This window comes from Streptomyces kanasensis (assembly GCF_043077165.1).
GTDB lineage: Bacteria > Actinomycetota > Actinomycetes > Streptomycetales > Streptomycetaceae > Streptomyces > Streptomyces changanensis.
Window position 1 is genome coordinate 24,862 of sequence record NZ_JBIBSF010000016.1, and the last position, 14,850, is coordinate 39,711.

Sequence of the window (14,850 nt, forward strand, 5' to 3'; positions counted from 1 at the left end):
GCGTGTGCCGGCACCACCGAGACACCACACACCCGAACACACCAACACACCAACACCAGGGGAACCGGGGAGGGTCCGTGCCGTACGGCGTGGAGAAGGTCAAACGGGCGCGGTACGCCGTCGCCGCCGTGTTCTGCGTGCACGGGGCGGTCACCGGCAGCTTCGCGACCCGCATTCCGTGGATCCAGGAGCACGCGGGGGTCAGCCCGGGACAGCTGGGCCTCGCCCTGGCCTTCCCCGCCCTCGGCGCGTCCCTGGCGATGCCGCTGGCCGGGGCCGTCAGTCACCGGTTCGGCGCGCGCGCGGCGCTGCGCGGGCTGCTGGCGATGTGGACGCTCTCCCTCGTCCTGCCGTCGCTGGCGCCGAACCTGCTCGGCCTGTGCGCCGCGCTGTTCGTGTACGGCGCGACCTCCGGCATGTCCGACGTGGCGATGAACGCGCTGGGCGTGGAGGTGGAGAACCGGCTCGGCCGGTCCGTCATGTCCAGCCTGCACGGCATGTGGAGCGTGGGCGCGCTGGTCGGCTCCGCCGCCGGTACGGTCGCCGCGCACCTGGGCGCCGACGCCCGCCTGCACCACCTGCTGGCCGCGGCGGTGCTCACCGTGCTCGGCCTGGTGTTCTGCCAGGGCGTGCTGGACCTGCGCAGCCCGCCGGGCGAGGCGGCGCCGCCGCGGTTCGCGCTCCCGCCGCGCTCGGCGCTGGTGATCGGCGCGATCGGCTTCTGCGGGGTCTTCGCGGAGGGCGCGAGCCTCGACTGGTCGGCGGTGTACCTGGAGGACGTGCTCGGCGCGTCGGCCGGCGCGGCCGCGGCGTCCACGACGGCGTTCACCCTGACCATGGCGGTGGCGCGGCTGGTGGGCGACCGCGTGGTGGACCGCTTCGGCGCCGTGCGCACGGTGCGGACCGGCGGCGTCGTGGCGACGGCGGGCGGCGTCCTGGTGGTCGCCGCGCCGCACCCGGTGGCGGCCATGGGCGGGTTCGCCCTGATGGGGCTCGGGGTCGCCGTCGTCGTACCGCTCGCGTTCGCCGCGGCCGGGCGCAGCGGGCCCAACCCGAGCCAGGCCATCGCGGGCGTCGCCACCATCACGTACACCTCCGGGCTGATCGCCCCCTCCGCGATCGGCGGGCTGGCGGACGTCACGTCGCTGACGGTGTCGTTCGGGCTCGTCACCCTGCTGGCCTTCGGCCTGGTGCTCGGCGCGAACGTGCTGGGCCCGCGCGGGCGCCGCGGCGGCGGTGCGGCGACCGGCACCCCCGCGGGCCGCACCACGAGCAGCGGTGACCGCGGCGCCTGAGCCGCCCCGACCGCCGCTCCCGCGGCGCGCCACCGCCCCCGACCGGAGCAGGACCACCGGGCGGGGGCCGCCCGACGGTCGCGCGCCCGGACGACCGGCGCCCGGCGACCGGCCGCGACCGCCGTGGCGGCGCCCCGGCACGCGGGCTTCCCGGACCCGACCGGAACCGCACACGCGTCGCATTACCATGGCGTCCGTTCACCTCCGGGCGCCACGCCTCACGCGGCGCCGTCCACCCCACCGGGCGAGCCCCGGAGAACGGGAGCGACCCACCCATGAACCTCGGCGTGCGCTGGACCCTGCACGGCGACGGGCGGACCCCCGCTCCCGGCGCCGTGGTGCGCCCGGACGAGCGGTTGTCCTGGCCCCGGACCGCCGGACTCGGCGCCCAGCACGTGGTCGCCATGTTCGGCGCGTCGTTCGTGGCGCCCGTGCTCATGGGCCTCGACCCGAACCTCGCGATCATGATGTCCGGCGTCGCGACGATGATCTTCCTCCTCGCCACGCGCGGCCGGGTGCCCAGCTACCTCGGCTGCTCGCTGTCGTTCGTCGGGGTCGCCGCCGCGATCCGCGCCTCCGGCGGCGACAGCTCCACCGTCACCGGGGCGATCCTGGTCGTCGGGCTCGCGCTGTTCCTGGCGGGTGTGGCCGTGCGGCGGTTCGGCGCGCGGGTCATCCACGCCGCGATGCCTCCGATCGTGACGGGCGCCGTGGTGATGCTGATCGGGTTCAACCTGGCGCCGGTGACCGCCGCCACCTACTGGCCGCAGGACCAGTGGACGGCGCTGCTGGTGATGCTCTTCACCGGACTCGCGGTGGTGTGCCTGCGGGGCTTCTGGTCGCGGGTGGCGATCTTCCTGGGACTGGTCTTCGGGTACGTCCTGTCGTGGGTGCTCGACCTGACCCTCGGCCGCATCCACTCCCCCGTGGGCGGCGGCGAGGCGGTCGACCACTGGCGCCTGGACCTCTCCGCGGTCGGGCAGGCCGACTGGATCGGCCTGCCGTCCTTCCACGCGCCGAGCTTCGAGTGGTCCGCGATCCTGGTCGCCCTGCCCGTGGTCATCGCGCTCATCGCGGAGAACGCCGGGCACGTCAAGGCCGTCGGTGAGATGACGGGCGACCCGCTGGACGACCAGCTCGGCACCGCCATCGCCGCCGACGGCGCGGCGTCCATGCTCTCCACCGCGGTCGGCGGCCCGCCCAACACCACCTACTCCGAGAACATCGGCGTCATGGCCGCAACCCGCGTCTACTCGACCGCCGCCTACTGGGCCGCGGCCGGCTTCGCGCTCCTCTTCGGCCTCTGCCCGAAGTTCGGCGCCGTGGTCGCCGCCATCCCCGGCGGCGTGCTCGGCGGGATCACGGTCATCCTGTACGGCATGATCGGCCTCCTCGGGGCGCAGATCTGGATCAACGCCGGGGTGGACCTGCGCAACCCGCTCAACCTGGTGCCCGCGGCCGCCGGCATCATCATCGGCGTCGGCGGCGTCAGCCTGAAGATCACCGACACCTTCGAGCTCGGCGGCATCGCCCTCGGCACGATCGTCGTGATCACGGGCTACCACGCGCTGCGGGCGTTCGCCCCGGCCCACCTGAAGGGGCAGGAGCCCCTGCTCGACGCGGGCACCTCGGCGTACGACACCGCGGCCCGCAAGGAGCACGGCGACGAGGACGGGGACGGCGGCGAGCCGGCGGCGCGGCGGTAGAAGCACCCCCGCACACAGGAGCGCGCAGGCGCACGCGAGCGCACGCCGTGCGCACGGAGGACCGGCGGGGCCGCGGCAGCGGCCGGCCGGTCCTTCGCCCGTTCCGGGGACGCCGCGCCCGGCGGCTTCCCCCCGGGCTCGGCGGCTGGGACCCTGCCCGCATGGCGCAGATCGACGAGTTCACCCCGAGTGCCGGTGCCGAACCGCCGGGGGTGCGCGCGGTGGCCGACCGGATGCGGGGCTTCCGGTCCCTGTGGCCGGCGGGCGACGGGGTCGGGGTCTTCAACGACGTCTACCTCGCGGTCACCCGCGAGATCGGGCGCCTCGTCGGTGAGGGGGCCTTCCGGGACCACGACGGCGCCGCCACGCTCGCCGTCCGGTTCGCCGAGCGGTACGTGGCGGCGGTCGACGCGGCGGCGTCGGGCGGGCGGCCCCCGGCGTGCTGGCGGCCGCTCTTCGCGTACCGGCGCCACCCCGGCGTGCGGCCGCTGCAGTTCGCGCTGGCCGGCATCAACGCGCACATCGGCCACGACCTGGCGTTGGCGGTGGTGGACACCTGCCGCGCCCTCGACTGCGGCCCCGACCGGCTGGAGGCCGACTTCGAGCGGGTCGGCGAGGTCCTCGTCCTGCTGGAGGAGCGCATCCGCGAGGAGCTGATGCCGGGCCCGGACCTGCTGGAGGTCGCGGACCCGATGACGCACCTGCTGGGGTGCTGGAGCCTGGAGCGGGCCCGGGACGGGGCGTGGCTCGCGGCCCGCTCGCTGTGGCAGCTGCACCGGGTGCCCGGGCCGTGGGGCACGGAGCTGGCCGAGGGGTTCACCGAGCGCCTCGACCGCTCCGTGGGGCTGGTGGGGCGGATGCTGCTGACGCCCCTGGGGAGTGCCGTACCGCGCGCTGCCCTGCCGCGCGGCGCGTGGACCGGCGGGCCGTCCTGCGCCGCGCGGCCCGGCAGCGGCTCCCACGGCTCCGGGTCGCCGGTCGGTTCGGGCCCGCGCGGGCCCGAACCGACCGTCGTCGGCACTCCCCCGTGGCTTCAGTCCTCCGGCAGCTCCACCGGGGCGATCTCGTCGTAGACGTCGCCCGGGCCGGGGTTGGACGGGTCGGTCCCGCCGCCGAGGTGGTGCATGACGCCCCACACGGCGTTGAGCGCGGTCTGCACGGCGCCCTCGGCCCAGCCGGCCGTCCAGGAGATGTCGTCGCCGGCGAGGAAGATGCCCCGCTTGTCCTCGGGCAGCCGGTCCTGCATGAAGTGGGTGTACAGGCGGCGCTGGTAGCGGTAGTGGCCCGGCAGGTTCGCCTTGAAGGCACCCATGAAGTAGGGCTCGTTCTCCCACGACACGGTCACCGGGTTGCCGATGATGTGCTTGCGGATGTCGACCTTCGGGTAGATCTCGCCGAGCGACTTCAGCATGACCTCCATCCGCTCGTTCGCGGACAGCGGCAGCCACTTCAGGCTGTCGTCGCACCACGTGTACGACAGGCAGATGACGGCCGGCTTGTCCGGGCCGTTGTCCAGCAGGTACGTGCCGCGGGTCATCCGGTCGGTGAGCGTCATCGACATGACGTCCCGGCCGGTCTCCTCGTCCTTGTCCAGCCAGAACGGCCGGTCGACGGGGACGAACAGCTTCGACGACTCCATGTAGTGCGTGCGCTCGATCGCCGTCCAGTGGTCGATCGGGAAGAGCGAGTCGTCGCACTCGATCTTCGACAGCAGCATCCAGGACTGCGCGGTGAAGATCGCGGCGCGGTAGGTGCGGATGTCGCCGTTCGCGTCGGTGACCGTGATCCGGTTGCCGGCGGTGCGGTGCAGCCGGGTCACGGCCGGCTTGGGGTCGCCGCCGTGCAGCGAGCTCAGCGAGGTGCCGAGCGGCCAGTGGACGATCTTCTCCGGCTCGCGCTCCCACAGCCGCACCGGGAGCTGCTGGCTGCCGCCGACGATGCCGCGGTGGTAGTCGTCGGCCTCGGTGTAGACGACGCGGAGGATCTCCAGGATGGAGTTCGGGAAGTCGGTGTCCCAACCTCCGGTGCCGAAGCCGACCTGGCCGAAGATCTCGCGGTGCCGGAAGGACTTGAACGCCTCTGAGTCGCACAGGAAGCCGTAGAAGGTCTGGTTGTCGAGCTTCTCGACGAGCTTGGCCCAGATCTCGCGGATGCGCGGCACGTCGCGCTCGCGCATGGCGCGGTTCATGTCGGAGAAGTCAGCGCCCTCCTCCAGGCAGGCGCTCCACGCCTCGGCGACGTCCCGGTAGACCTGCGGCAGGTCGGCGATGGTCTCCGCGTAGTGCGACTCGCCCTTGAGGTCCACCACGGTCGACGGGGTCGACTCGGCGAGCGGGTTCGGGAACGGCCTGGTCTCCAGCCCCACGAGGTCGATGTAGTGCTGCAGGGCCGTCGAGGACGGCGGGAAGCGCATCGCGCCCAGCTCGCAGTTGAGCTCTGGGTCGCAGCCGTCGAAGCCGACGGTCCGCAGCCGGCCACCGAGCTGGTCGGCCTCGTACACGACCGGCTTCAGGCCCATCTTCATCAGCTCGTACGCGGCGACGACGCCGGACAGGCCGCCGCCGATGACCGCCACCTCCGTGCCGTGCTCGGTCGCCGGTATCTGGCCGAGGCCGGCCGGGTGGGCCAGGAAGTCGTCGTACGCGTACGGGAAGTCCGGGCCGAACATGGTGATGGGCGGCTGCGCGTCGGTGTGCTGGACGGCGGTGGGCACCGTGGACGTCATGGGGTACGGACTCCTTGCACGGGTGGAGAAGAAGGGGGAGCTGGGCGGGGGCGCTGGGCGGGAGCGCTCAGACGAGGGAGGTGTAGAGGCCGGGGCGGCGGTCCCGCAGGTACGGGTTCTCGGCGCGCGACCGGCTGAGCAGGTCGGGGTCGACGTCGCCGGTGACGAGCTCCTCGCCGAGGCCGGCGCGCGCCCGGGCGGAACCGTCGGGGCCGGCCAGGGCGGACATGCCGACGAACTCGAAGTCGCCCTCGGGGCCGGTGCGGTTCGCGTAGGCGATGTACAGCTGGCTCTCGAAGGCCCGCACGGGGACGACCGACCGGGCGACGACCTGCGCCGGGTGCATCAGGGCCGTCGGGACGAGGAGGAGGTCGGTGCCGGCCAGGGCGTGCGCGCGGACGTTCTCGGGGAACTCCACGTCGTAGCAGATCATGAGGCCGACGCGGACCCCGGCCAGCTCGGCCTGGACGACGGCGCGGTCACCGGGCGTGAACCAGCGCTGCTCGAAGTCGCCGAAGAGGTGGGTCTTGCGGTAGTTGGCGAGGCGGGTGCCGTCGGGGCCGATCAGCTGGGCGGCGTTGTACACCGTGTCGCCGTCGCGCTCAGGGTAGCCGTACGCCAGGGCGATGCCGTGCCGCCCGGCGATCTCGGCGACCGCGTCGGCGGCGTCCCCGTCGGCCGCCTCGGCCAGCCGGTGGACGTCCTCGTCGATCGCGTACCCGGTCAGGAACATCTCGGGGGCCACGAGGAGGCCCGCGCCGGTGGCCGCCGCGCGGGCGGCGGCGCCGTCGAGGAGCGTGAGGTTGGCGGCCACGTCACCGAGCTGTCCGGAGCTCTGGAGCAGGGCGGTGCGCAGCGGCGGCATGGGCGGACCTCACGGGGTGCGGTGAGCGGGGGGATTACCCAAGAAAGGTACGGTCCGGACTTCTCGCCGGACAAGGCGTGACCGTTGCGGACCGACCGCCGAAGCGTTGCGTGATCGGGCACCCCGCCGGTGATTCGTTGCGCGGCGCTCCCCCGCGGCACCGGTGGCCGCCGGACGGACTCGCGGGCCGGTGGCCGCGCCCGCGCGCGGTCCGGTGCGGGCCCGGGCGGGGTGGCGGCGCCGGCCCGGCCACCCGGGGCGGCACGCGGCGGCGCGGGACCGGGGCGGGGCGGCTGGCGTCACACCCACACGGGCCGGGGCCGCCGCGGCGGCCGCAGGCCGGGAAGCCGGGGCCGCCCGGCGGTGTCACGCCGGGGAGCCGGGGCCGCCCGGCGGTGTCAGGCCGGGGAGCCGGAGGAGAAGCGCCGCAGGAGCGGGGAGAGCACCAGGACCGACTTGGTGCGCTCGACGAACGGCTCGCCGGCGATGCGCTCCAGGACGCGCTCGAAGTGGCGCATGTCGGAGGCGAAGACCTGGACGATCGCGTCCGCCTCCCCCGTGACGGTGGACGCGGACGCGATCTCCGGATAGCGCTCGAGACCGCGCTGGATGGTCTCGGGCGAGGTGTTGCCCCGTGCGTAGATCTCGATGAACCCCTCGGTCTCCCAGCCGAGCGCCGCCGGGTCCACGCGGACCGTGAAGCCGGTGATGGCCCCCTCGGCCCGCAGGCGGTCCACGCGCCGTTTCACGGCCGGCGCGGAGAGTCCGACGAGCGAGCCGATGTCGGCGTAGCTGCGGCGGGCGTCTTCGGCCAGGGCGTGGACGATGCGTTCGTCGAGGTCGTTCAGTCGCACGGGGGGTGGATCACTTCTCTGCAGTGGCCAATCGGGAGCGGCGCATGCCGTACAGGAAGTAGAACACGAGGCCGACGACCATCCAGACACCGAACACGGCCCACGTGACCATGTCGAGGCTGTACATGCTGTAGCCGCAGAAGAGGAAGCCCAGCACCGGGAAGAGGGGACCGAAGGGGACCTTGAAGGTGCGGTCGAGCTCCGGCCGGGTGCGGCGCAGGATGATCACGGCGACGTTGACCAGGGCGAAGGCGAAGAGGGTGCCGATGCTGGTGGCGTTGACGAGCTCGCCGAGCGGGACGGCCGCGGCGAGGACGCCGCAGAAGACGGAGACGAGCACCGTGTTGACGCGCGGGGTGCCGGTCTTCGGGCTGACCCTGGCGAAGACCTTCGGGATGAGGCCGTCGCGGGACATCGCGAAGAGGATGCGGGTCTGGCCGTAGAGCACGGTGAGGACGACGCTGGCGATGGAGATGACCGCGCCGGCGGCGAGCAGCGTGCCCCAGAAGCTCTGGCCGGTGACGTCGTTCATGATCGCGGCGAGGGTGGCCTCGGAGCCCGCGAACTTCTTCCAGTCCCAGGCGCCGACGGCGACGGCCGCGACGAGCACGTACAGCGCGGTGACGATCACCAGGGAGAGCATGATCGCCCGGGGGAGGTCGCGCTTGGGGTCCTTCGCCTCCTCGCCGGCCGTGGAGGCGGCGTCGAAGCCGATGTACGAGAAGAACAGGACCGCGCCCGCGGCGCCGACGCTGCTGATGCCGAGCGGCATGAAGTCCGCGTAGTTGCCGGACTGGAAGCCGGTGAAGCCGATGGCGCAGAAGAGGACGAGCGCGCCGATCTTGACCGCGACCATGATCGTGTTGGCGCGGGCGGACTCCTTGGCGCCGCCGAGCAGGAACACCATGGCCAGCATGACGACGATCAACGCGGGCAGGTTGAAGATGCCGCCCTCACCGGGCGGCGCGGTCAGCACCTCGGGGAGGGTCACGCCGATGGTGCCATCGAGGAGCTGGTTGAGGTAGTCGCCCCAGCCGACCGCGACGGCGGCGACGGACACGCCGTACTCCAGCAGCAGGCACCAGCCGCACACCCAGGCGACGAGTTCACCCATCGTTGCGTACGCGTACGAGTAGGAGGAGCCGGCGACGGGGATGGTGCCGGCCAGCTCCGCGTAGGAGAGGGCCGAGAAGAGCGCCGTCAGGCCCGCGAAGACGAAGGCGAGCGTGACCGCGGGGCCGGCCTCCGGCACGGCCTCGCCGAGGACGACGAAGATGCCCGTACCCAGCGTGGCACCAATGCTGATCATGGTCAGCTGCCACATGGACAGCGAGCGGCGGAGCGAGCCGCCCTCACCCTGGCCACCCTCCGCGACCAGGTCTTCCACCGGCTTGCGACGGTTGAGGGCGGAGAACCGGGACGCTCCGGCGGTCTTCGGTGCGGAGGGCTCGGTGGCCGGTGGGGCTGCGCCGTGATCGAGCACTGCGGGGCTCCTTCATCGCTGCGGTCGGGGGGGTACGGCGGGACCGACGGCGGCGCGCGGGCAGCGGGGAGACAGCCCACGAAGGGACCCAGGGGAGGGGGAACCGCCGAGCAGGCGGTCACCGCCACTCCAGGTACGGGCCCTGAGCCTACGAGGCGGAGGTTCGCTTGTGTAATGCAGGGTTGTTGCGCAGTGCCGATCGATCATTGCGCACTTCGGGAACGGACGGGGAAACATTGCGCGCTGCCGCATGAATCGACACATCGGGGCATTCGAGGGCATGACACGGACAGGTCGGAGGGACGAGGGGAGGCCGCCGATGGCGTCACCGAGGAGCGGCGAGGACTGGCTGGATCCGCTGCCCTTCCTGCGGGGCACGGCGTGGCTGGACGGCCCCCGCGCGGTGCGGGCCGACCCCGCGTCGCTGGGGGTGCTGCCGTGGGACGTCTCCGAGCGGGCGGCGCTGCCGATCGGGGTGCGCCTGGAGTTCACCGCCGGGCCCGGTACGCGGGCCGTGGAGCTGCGCTACCGGGCCCGGGTGCCCGAGCCCGAGGAGCGACTGCGTGACGTGGCCCACTCCTTCGCCCTGTGGCGGGAGGGGCGCTGCCTCACCGAGACGTCCGGGGAGCCGAACGACGGGGAGGCGGTGGTGACGCTGCCGCTGCCGGCGGGCCGGGAGGGCGGCGGCGCGTACACCGTGCACCCGCCGGAGAGCCAGGCCCCCGTGGTCCTGGGGATACGGGCCGTGGGCGGCGAGGTGCGGCCGGCGCCGCCGCGCCCGCGCTGGGTGGTGCACGGCGACTCGATCACCGAGGGCTGGTGGGCCACCCGGCCCGCGCACGCGTGGCCCGCGGTCGCCGGGCGCGCCCTGGGGCTGGACACGGTGAACCTCGGTTACGCGGGGTCGGCCCGGGGCGAGCTGCCGGTCGCGCAGCAGTTGGCCACGCTGCCCGCCTCGCTGCTGACGTTGGCCTGGGGCACGAACTGCTGGGAGCCGGTGCCGACGTCCGCGCCGCTGATGTACGAGGTCACGCGGGCGTTCCTGACGCTGGTCCGGCGGGGCCACCCGGACACGCCGCTGCTGGTGCTCTCCCCGCTGCTGCGCCCGGCCGCCGAGTCGACGGCCAACGCCCTGGGCGCGACGCTGGCGGACCTGCGCAGGGCCATGGAGGAGGCGGTACGGGACCTGCGGGCGGAGGGGGACCGGCGCCTCGCCCTCCTGCCCGGACTCCCGGTGCTGGCCTGCGAGCACCTGGCGGACGGCCTCCACCCGAACGACGCGGGCCACGCCCGGATCGCCGCGGCGGTGGCCGACGCGGTACGCGCGCACGGCTTCCTCCAGGCGCCCGCGGCTGCCTAGGGCGTCGTGCCGCTCAGGTCGGATCTCAGGTCGGATCAGGGAGCGGTGTCCGGTGCGGGCGCTCGCCCGGCAGCGGAGGGAGTCGACGCGGAGCGTCGCCGACCGACGACGACGCCGCGAGGGCTCGTGCCGGACACCGCGGGCCCGACCTGATCGACGAAGCCCCCGGAAGGTGTCCTCCCCATCGGACCGTGCCCGCGGCGGCTCGCGGACAGGGGGGCATGGGACGGCCGCGAGGGGGTAGGGGCGCACCCGGAACGACGGTGACGGGACGGACCGCGCGAATTCGCACCCGCCACCGGCGAACCCTACGATGTCCGACTGCGTTGTACGAAGGTGTAGGGGGCCCCGGCCAAGTTCCGTGGGCGCCGGTCGCGTTCGCGGTGCCGGGCCGGGGCCGTCTCCCGTCAGGTGCGAGAGGTGCGTGTGAACTTCAGCGAATCGAGTGTGCGGGACCGCCTGTGCGAGGCACTGCGCGATCGCGAGGAGGAGATCGCGGACCGGTGGGTCCGGCTCCAGCTGGAGCAGGCCGTGCTCAGTACGGACATGAGCGAGCACGAGGTCCGCGAGGAGGCCGACCTCCTCATCTCCGCGCTCGCCGCCGGGCTCGCCAGCGACGTCCCCGTGGAGCGGCTCGTCACCACGCGCAACGACCTGCGGCGCACCGTCATAGAGCTCTCGCTGCGGCGCGCCCGCGCCGGGGTGTCGCCGACCGCGACCTCGCTCGCCGTGCTCTCGCTCAAGGAGGCGCTGCTCACGGCGGTCCAGCACACCACGCGCGACTCCGCGGAGCTGTTCTCCGCCGCCATCCTCATCAACCGGCTCCTCGACGCGGCGGGCGTGCTCTCCTTCGAGACGTACGTGGAAGGCCGCGAGGAGATCATCCAGCGGCAGAGCCGCCAGCTGCTGGAGATCTCCACTCCGGTGGTGCGCCTGTGGCGGCACGTGCTGGCGGTCCCGCTGATCGGGACCCTGGACACCGCGCGCACCCAGGTCGTCATGGAGAGCCTCCTCCAGGCGATCGAGGACAACGAGGCCCAGGTGGCGATCATCGACATCACGGGCGTCCCGGCCGTCGACACGGCGGTCGCCCAGCACCTGATGCACACGGTGAACGCGGTGCGGCTGATGGGCGCCGACTGCGTCATCAGCGGCATCCGGCCCCCCATCGCGCAGACCATCGCGCAGCTGGGCATCGACCTGTCCACGATCCTCACCCGGGCCACGCTCGCCGACGCCCTCGCTGCCGCCGTCCGGCTCACCGACCAGCCCTCCGTCGACACGGGTGCCACCGCACGGCCGGTGACCGAGTGACGCCCCCGCGCGCCACGGGCGTACCGATCCTGCGGCTCGGCGACGTGCTCGTCACCGGGCTGCTGAACGAGCTGGACGACACGTCCGCGCTGGCGTTCACCGCCGAGCTCACCGAGCGCATCGCGGCGGACGGCGCCCGCGGCGTGCTCATCGACATCTCCCGCCTGGAGATCATCGACTCCTTCGTCGCCCGCACGCTCATGGAGCTGACGACCATGTCCCGGCTGCTCGGCGCCCGTGTCATCGTCGCCGGCATGCGGCCGGCCGTCGCGATCACCCTGGTCGAGCTGGGCCTGCAGCTGACCGGCGTCGAGACGGCGCTCAACGCCGAGCAGGGGCTGACCGCGCTCGGCTGGCAGCGGATGCCGCACCCACCCGGGGAGGGCCGCCCATGACGCGGGGAGGGGACGCCCTGGCGGCGGACCTGGTGGGCCGGCCCCGTTCGCGGGTGGGGGACTTCGGCGGACTCGCGCCGGACGCGGCGGACCTGGCTGAGGGCGACGGCGAACTCGGCGAGGAGTGCTTCCGCCACGACGTGCGGTCCGAGGAGGACCTGCTGACGGTCCGTCATGCCGTGCGGGCCGCCACGGTCCGGGCCGGCTTCGGCATCGTCGACCAGACCCGCGTGGTCACCGCCGCGAGCGAACTGGCCCGCAACGCCTACGTGCACGGCGGTGGCGGGACGCTGGAGGTGCGGCTGCTCTCCCCCGGCGGCCGGCGGGGCCTGCGGCTGACGGTACGGGACGAGGGGCCGGGCATCCCGGACGTGGAGACCGCCCTGCAGGACGGCTACACCACCGGCAGCGGGCTCGGGCACGGCCTCGGCGGCGCCCGGCGGCTCGTGCACGACTTCCAGATCCGCACCGCCCCCGGGCAGGGCACCACCGTGGTGGCCACCCGGTGGAACGACCGGTGACGGCGCTCACCACCCGGGTCGGCGTCCACGACGACGGAGCGGTGGGCATCGCGGCCACCGCCGCCCGCCGGGCCGCCGCGGCCGCGGGGCTGCCCGGGCCCCTCGCCGACCGCGCCGCCGAGTGCGCCGGGGCGCTGGCGGGCGCGCTCGCCGCCCGGCAGCTGTGCGGCGCCGTGTACATACAGCCGCCGGCCCTGCGCCCGGGGCTGGACATCGTCGCCGTCGGGGAGGGACCGGCGCCGGAGGGGGCCGCCCACGCCGCCCACGCCGCCCCCTGGCCGTCCGGCGCGGCCACCTCCGAGGAGCCCCTCGCCCGCGACCTGCGGTCCGTGGGCGGCCTCGCCGACCACTTCCTGCTGCGGTCCGTGCCGGGGCGCGGCACGGCTGCGTGCGCGCACCTGAGCCCGCACGCGGAGCCGGCCGGGGAACGGGCCGGGGAGCCGCCCGCCGGACGGGCCGCGCCCCCGCCCGACGCCGGGTCGGTGCTGCTGCCCGCCGAGGGCGAGACCTCCTGCGGGGACGTGTGGGCGTTGGAGACGTCGGCCGACGGCGGGACGGTGACGGCGCTGGTCGCCGACGGCCTGGGCCACGGCCCGGCCGCCGCAGAGGCGGCCGACCACGCCGTGTGCGCCTTCCGGGACTCCCCCGGTCTACCGCTGCCCCAGCTGATACGGACGATCCACACGGCACTCCGCGGCACCCGGGGCGCCGCCGTGGGGCTCCTGCGGCGGACGGCCGACGACGCCGTGGAGCACTGCGCCGTCGGCAACGTCCGCGCCTGCGTGGTCGGCCACGACGGGGTGCGCCACCGCTTCGGCGCGCAACCCGGCGTGGTCGGCTGGAACATGCCGCCGCCGACGGCGCACCGGCTGCCGGACGCCGGCGGCGGCACCCTGCTGATGCACAGCGACGGCGTCCGGGGCGGCTGGGCCGGGCAGCTCCCCCCGGGGCTCACCGCCCTGCCCGCCCCCCTGCTCGCCGTCGTCCTCGCCCACCATCACCGCGCCACCCGGGACGACGTCACCGTGCTGGCCGTGGGCCCCGCCCGGAGAAGACCATGAGACCCCAGTGCACCACGCACCACTCGCTGGACGAACTGCGCACCACTCTGCGCCGGTTGGCGCACCGGGCCGGGGTCGAACCGGACCTCCGCTCCCGGCTCGTGCTGTCGGCGAGCCGGCTCGCCGCCGGTGAACTGGCGGCCGGCCGGCCCGTGTCGCTTGAGGTCCTGCCGTCCCCGAGGGTGGAGGCGGCGTCCCTGACGGTGCGTCTGCGGCTGCCCGGCGCGGACGCCCCTCCCCCACTGTCCGGGCTGCCCCTCCCCGCCCTTGACGCGCCGCCCGCCGGGGCGGCCTGGACCGTCCCCCTGCCGGCGCCCGTCGACGCCGCCGCCCCGGCCTGGTCGGCCGATGGCGCGGCGCCCGACCCGGTGGCGCTGCTGGAGGAGGAGGCGGCCGTCCTCGTGGAGCGACTGGACGCGCTGACGCGCGAGCACCGGCGGCTGAAGGACGAGCTCTCCGAGACCAACAGCGGCGTGCTCGCCCTGTACGTGCAGCTGGAGGAGCGCGACGAGCAGCTCCGCAAGGCGCACGGCCGGATGCTGCACCGGCTGGAGGACGCCCTGCGGCCTCCGCCGGTACGGGCGCCCGGCCTGGAACTGGCGGTCCGCTACGAACCGGCCGAGCGCCACGCGCCGACCGGCGGCGACCTGTACGACTGGTTCCGGCTCCCCGACGGCACGGTCCACGTCACCCTCGTGGACGCCCTCGGCCACGGACTGGCCAGTACCCGCAGCGCCCTCAACGTCACCCACGCGGTCCGCACGCTGGCCCTGGAGGGCCACGACCTGCGCACGCTCGTCGCCCGCGCCGCCGAGGCCCTGGCCGACTTCGACCACGAGCTCATGGCGACGGTGCAGGTGGTGCGGATCGACCCGGAGACGGGCGACCTGCGCCTGGCGAACGGCAGCCACCCCCCGGCCCTGCTGGTGCGGCGCGACGGGGACACCCACTTCCTGGAGGCGGCCGGGCGCGGGGTCGGCTTCCCGCTGCCCGGAAGCGAGGCGGTCGTCGAGGACCGTCTCGACCCCGGTGACCTCCTCCTGCTCTACACCGACGGCCTGACCGAGAGCCGCCGCGACCCCCGGGAGGGCGAGCGCCGCCTCACCGAGGCCGCGCGACGCCACCGGAGCCTGCCCATCGAGGAGGTGCCGGTCGCCATCGCCGAGGAGATGCACACGCTGATCCTGCACTCCGACGACACGGTCGCGCTGGCCGTCCGCCGCCGGGACGACGACGCCGTGCGCGGGTGACCCCGCCGTCGGAAGCACCCC

Annotated in this window: 12 protein-coding genes and 1 pseudogene; 9 read left to right on the top strand and 4 right to left on the bottom strand. The window is 74.4% G+C overall.

Annotated features, from left to right (window positions below):
* The first annotated feature begins 77 nt into the window (after positions 1-77).
* The 3 genes and pseudogenes from ACF053_RS28710 to ACF053_RS28720 all read left to right on the top strand — a co-directional run.
* A complete protein-coding gene (locus tag ACF053_RS28710) occupies positions 78-1,295 on the top strand; it encodes an MFS transporter (RefSeq protein ID WP_391956666.1) in 1,218 nt (405 codons plus the stop codon).
* Positions 1,296-1,570: 275 nt separating this feature from the next.
* A complete protein-coding gene (locus tag ACF053_RS28715) occupies positions 1,571-3,001 on the top strand; it encodes a uracil-xanthine permease family protein (RefSeq protein WP_391956667.1) in 1,431 nt (476 codons plus the stop codon).
* Between the two features lie 161 nt (positions 3,002-3,162).
* Positions 3,163-3,876 (top strand): annotated as a pseudogene (locus ACF053_RS28720) (DUF5995 family protein); the annotation flags it as partial.
* Between the two features lie 158 nt (positions 3,877-4,034).
* On the opposite strand, the gene ACF053_RS28725 reads toward ACF053_RS28720, so the two are convergent.
* The 4 genes from ACF053_RS28725 to ACF053_RS28740 all read right to left on the bottom strand — a co-directional run bounded on the left by ACF053_RS28725 (position 4,035) and on the right by ACF053_RS28740 (position 8,928).
* Complete coding sequence (locus tag ACF053_RS28725) at positions 4,035-5,726, bottom strand: flavin monoamine oxidase family protein (protein ID WP_391956668.1); 1,692 nt, start codon at positions 5,724-5,726, stop codon at positions 4,035-4,037.
* A gap of 67 nt (positions 5,727-5,793) precedes the next feature.
* Entirely contained in the window at positions 5,794-6,591 is a 798-nt protein-coding gene (locus ACF053_RS28730; RefSeq protein ID WP_391956669.1) for a carbon-nitrogen hydrolase family protein, read from the bottom strand.
* A gap of 398 nt (positions 6,592-6,989) precedes the next feature.
* Positions 6,990-7,445, bottom strand: coding sequence for an Lrp/AsnC family transcriptional regulator (locus ACF053_RS28735; RefSeq protein ID WP_023589679.1), 456 nt, complete (start codon positions 7,443-7,445; stop codon positions 6,990-6,992).
* A 10-nt stretch (positions 7,446-7,455) separates the two neighbouring features.
* Entirely contained in the window at positions 7,456-8,928 is a 1,473-nt protein-coding gene (locus tag ACF053_RS28740) for an amino acid permease (RefSeq protein WP_391956670.1), read from the bottom strand.
* Between the two features lie 319 nt (positions 8,929-9,247).
* Between ACF053_RS28740 and ACF053_RS28745 the strand changes: the two genes are divergently transcribed.
* From ACF053_RS28745 to ACF053_RS28770, 6 genes are all read left to right on the top strand, one after another.
* Positions 9,248-10,288: a GDSL-type esterase/lipase family protein gene (locus ACF053_RS28745; RefSeq protein ID WP_391956671.1), complete on the top strand. Its 1,041-nt coding sequence runs from the start codon at positions 9,248-9,250 to the stop codon at positions 10,286-10,288.
* Between the two features lie 426 nt (positions 10,289-10,714).
* Positions 10,715-11,602, top strand: coding sequence for an STAS domain-containing protein (locus ACF053_RS28750; protein WP_391956672.1), 888 nt, complete (start codon positions 10,715-10,717; stop codon positions 11,600-11,602).
* Positions 11,599-11,997: an STAS domain-containing protein gene (locus ACF053_RS28755; RefSeq protein WP_058941066.1), complete on the top strand. Its 399-nt coding sequence runs from the start codon at positions 11,599-11,601 to the stop codon at positions 11,995-11,997. The genes ACF053_RS28750 and ACF053_RS28755 overlap by 4 nt, the downstream gene beginning before the upstream one ends.
* The gene (locus tag ACF053_RS28760; protein WP_391956673.1) at positions 11,994-12,518 is read left to right on the top strand and encodes an anti-sigma regulatory factor; all 525 of its coding nucleotides are present in this window, start codon (positions 11,994-11,996) and stop codon (positions 12,516-12,518) included. Before ACF053_RS28755 ends, ACF053_RS28760 begins: the two co-directional genes overlap by 4 nt.
* Positions 12,503-13,579 (top strand): hypothetical protein, encoded by a 1,077-nt coding sequence (locus ACF053_RS28765; protein ID WP_391956674.1) that lies wholly within the window; start codon positions 12,503-12,505, stop codon positions 13,577-13,579. Before ACF053_RS28760 ends, ACF053_RS28765 begins: the two co-directional genes overlap by 16 nt.
* Positions 13,576-14,829 (top strand): PP2C family protein-serine/threonine phosphatase, encoded by a 1,254-nt coding sequence (locus ACF053_RS28770; protein ID WP_391956675.1) that lies wholly within the window; start codon positions 13,576-13,578, stop codon positions 14,827-14,829. Before ACF053_RS28765 ends, ACF053_RS28770 begins: the two co-directional genes overlap by 4 nt.
* The last annotated feature ends 21 nt before the right edge of the window (positions 14,830-14,850 follow it).

What these genes read in the sequence shown, in the direction of transcription:
- ACF053_RS28770 (WP_391956675.1), top strand. Translation starts at nt 13,576, where the DNA reads ATGAGACCCCAGTGCACCACGCACCACTCGCTGGACGAACTGCGCACC.
- ACF053_RS28715 (WP_391956667.1), top strand. Translation starts at nt 1,571, where the DNA reads ATGAACCTCGGCGTGCGCTGGACCCTGCACGGCGACGGGCGGACCCCC.
- ACF053_RS28760 (WP_391956673.1), top strand. Translation starts at nt 11,994, where the DNA reads ATGACGCGGGGAGGGGACGCCCTGGCGGCGGACCTGGTGGGCCGGCCC.
- ACF053_RS28725 (WP_391956668.1), bottom strand. Translation starts at nt 5,726, where the DNA reads ATGACGTCCACGGTGCCCACCGCCGTCCAGCACACCGACGCGCAGCCG.
- ACF053_RS28730 (WP_391956669.1), bottom strand. Translation starts at nt 6,591, where the DNA reads ATGCCGCCGCTGCGCACCGCCCTGCTCCAGAGCTCCGGACAGCTCGGT.
- ACF053_RS28745 (WP_391956671.1), top strand. Translation starts at nt 9,248, where the DNA reads ATGGCGTCACCGAGGAGCGGCGAGGACTGGCTGGATCCGCTGCCCTTC.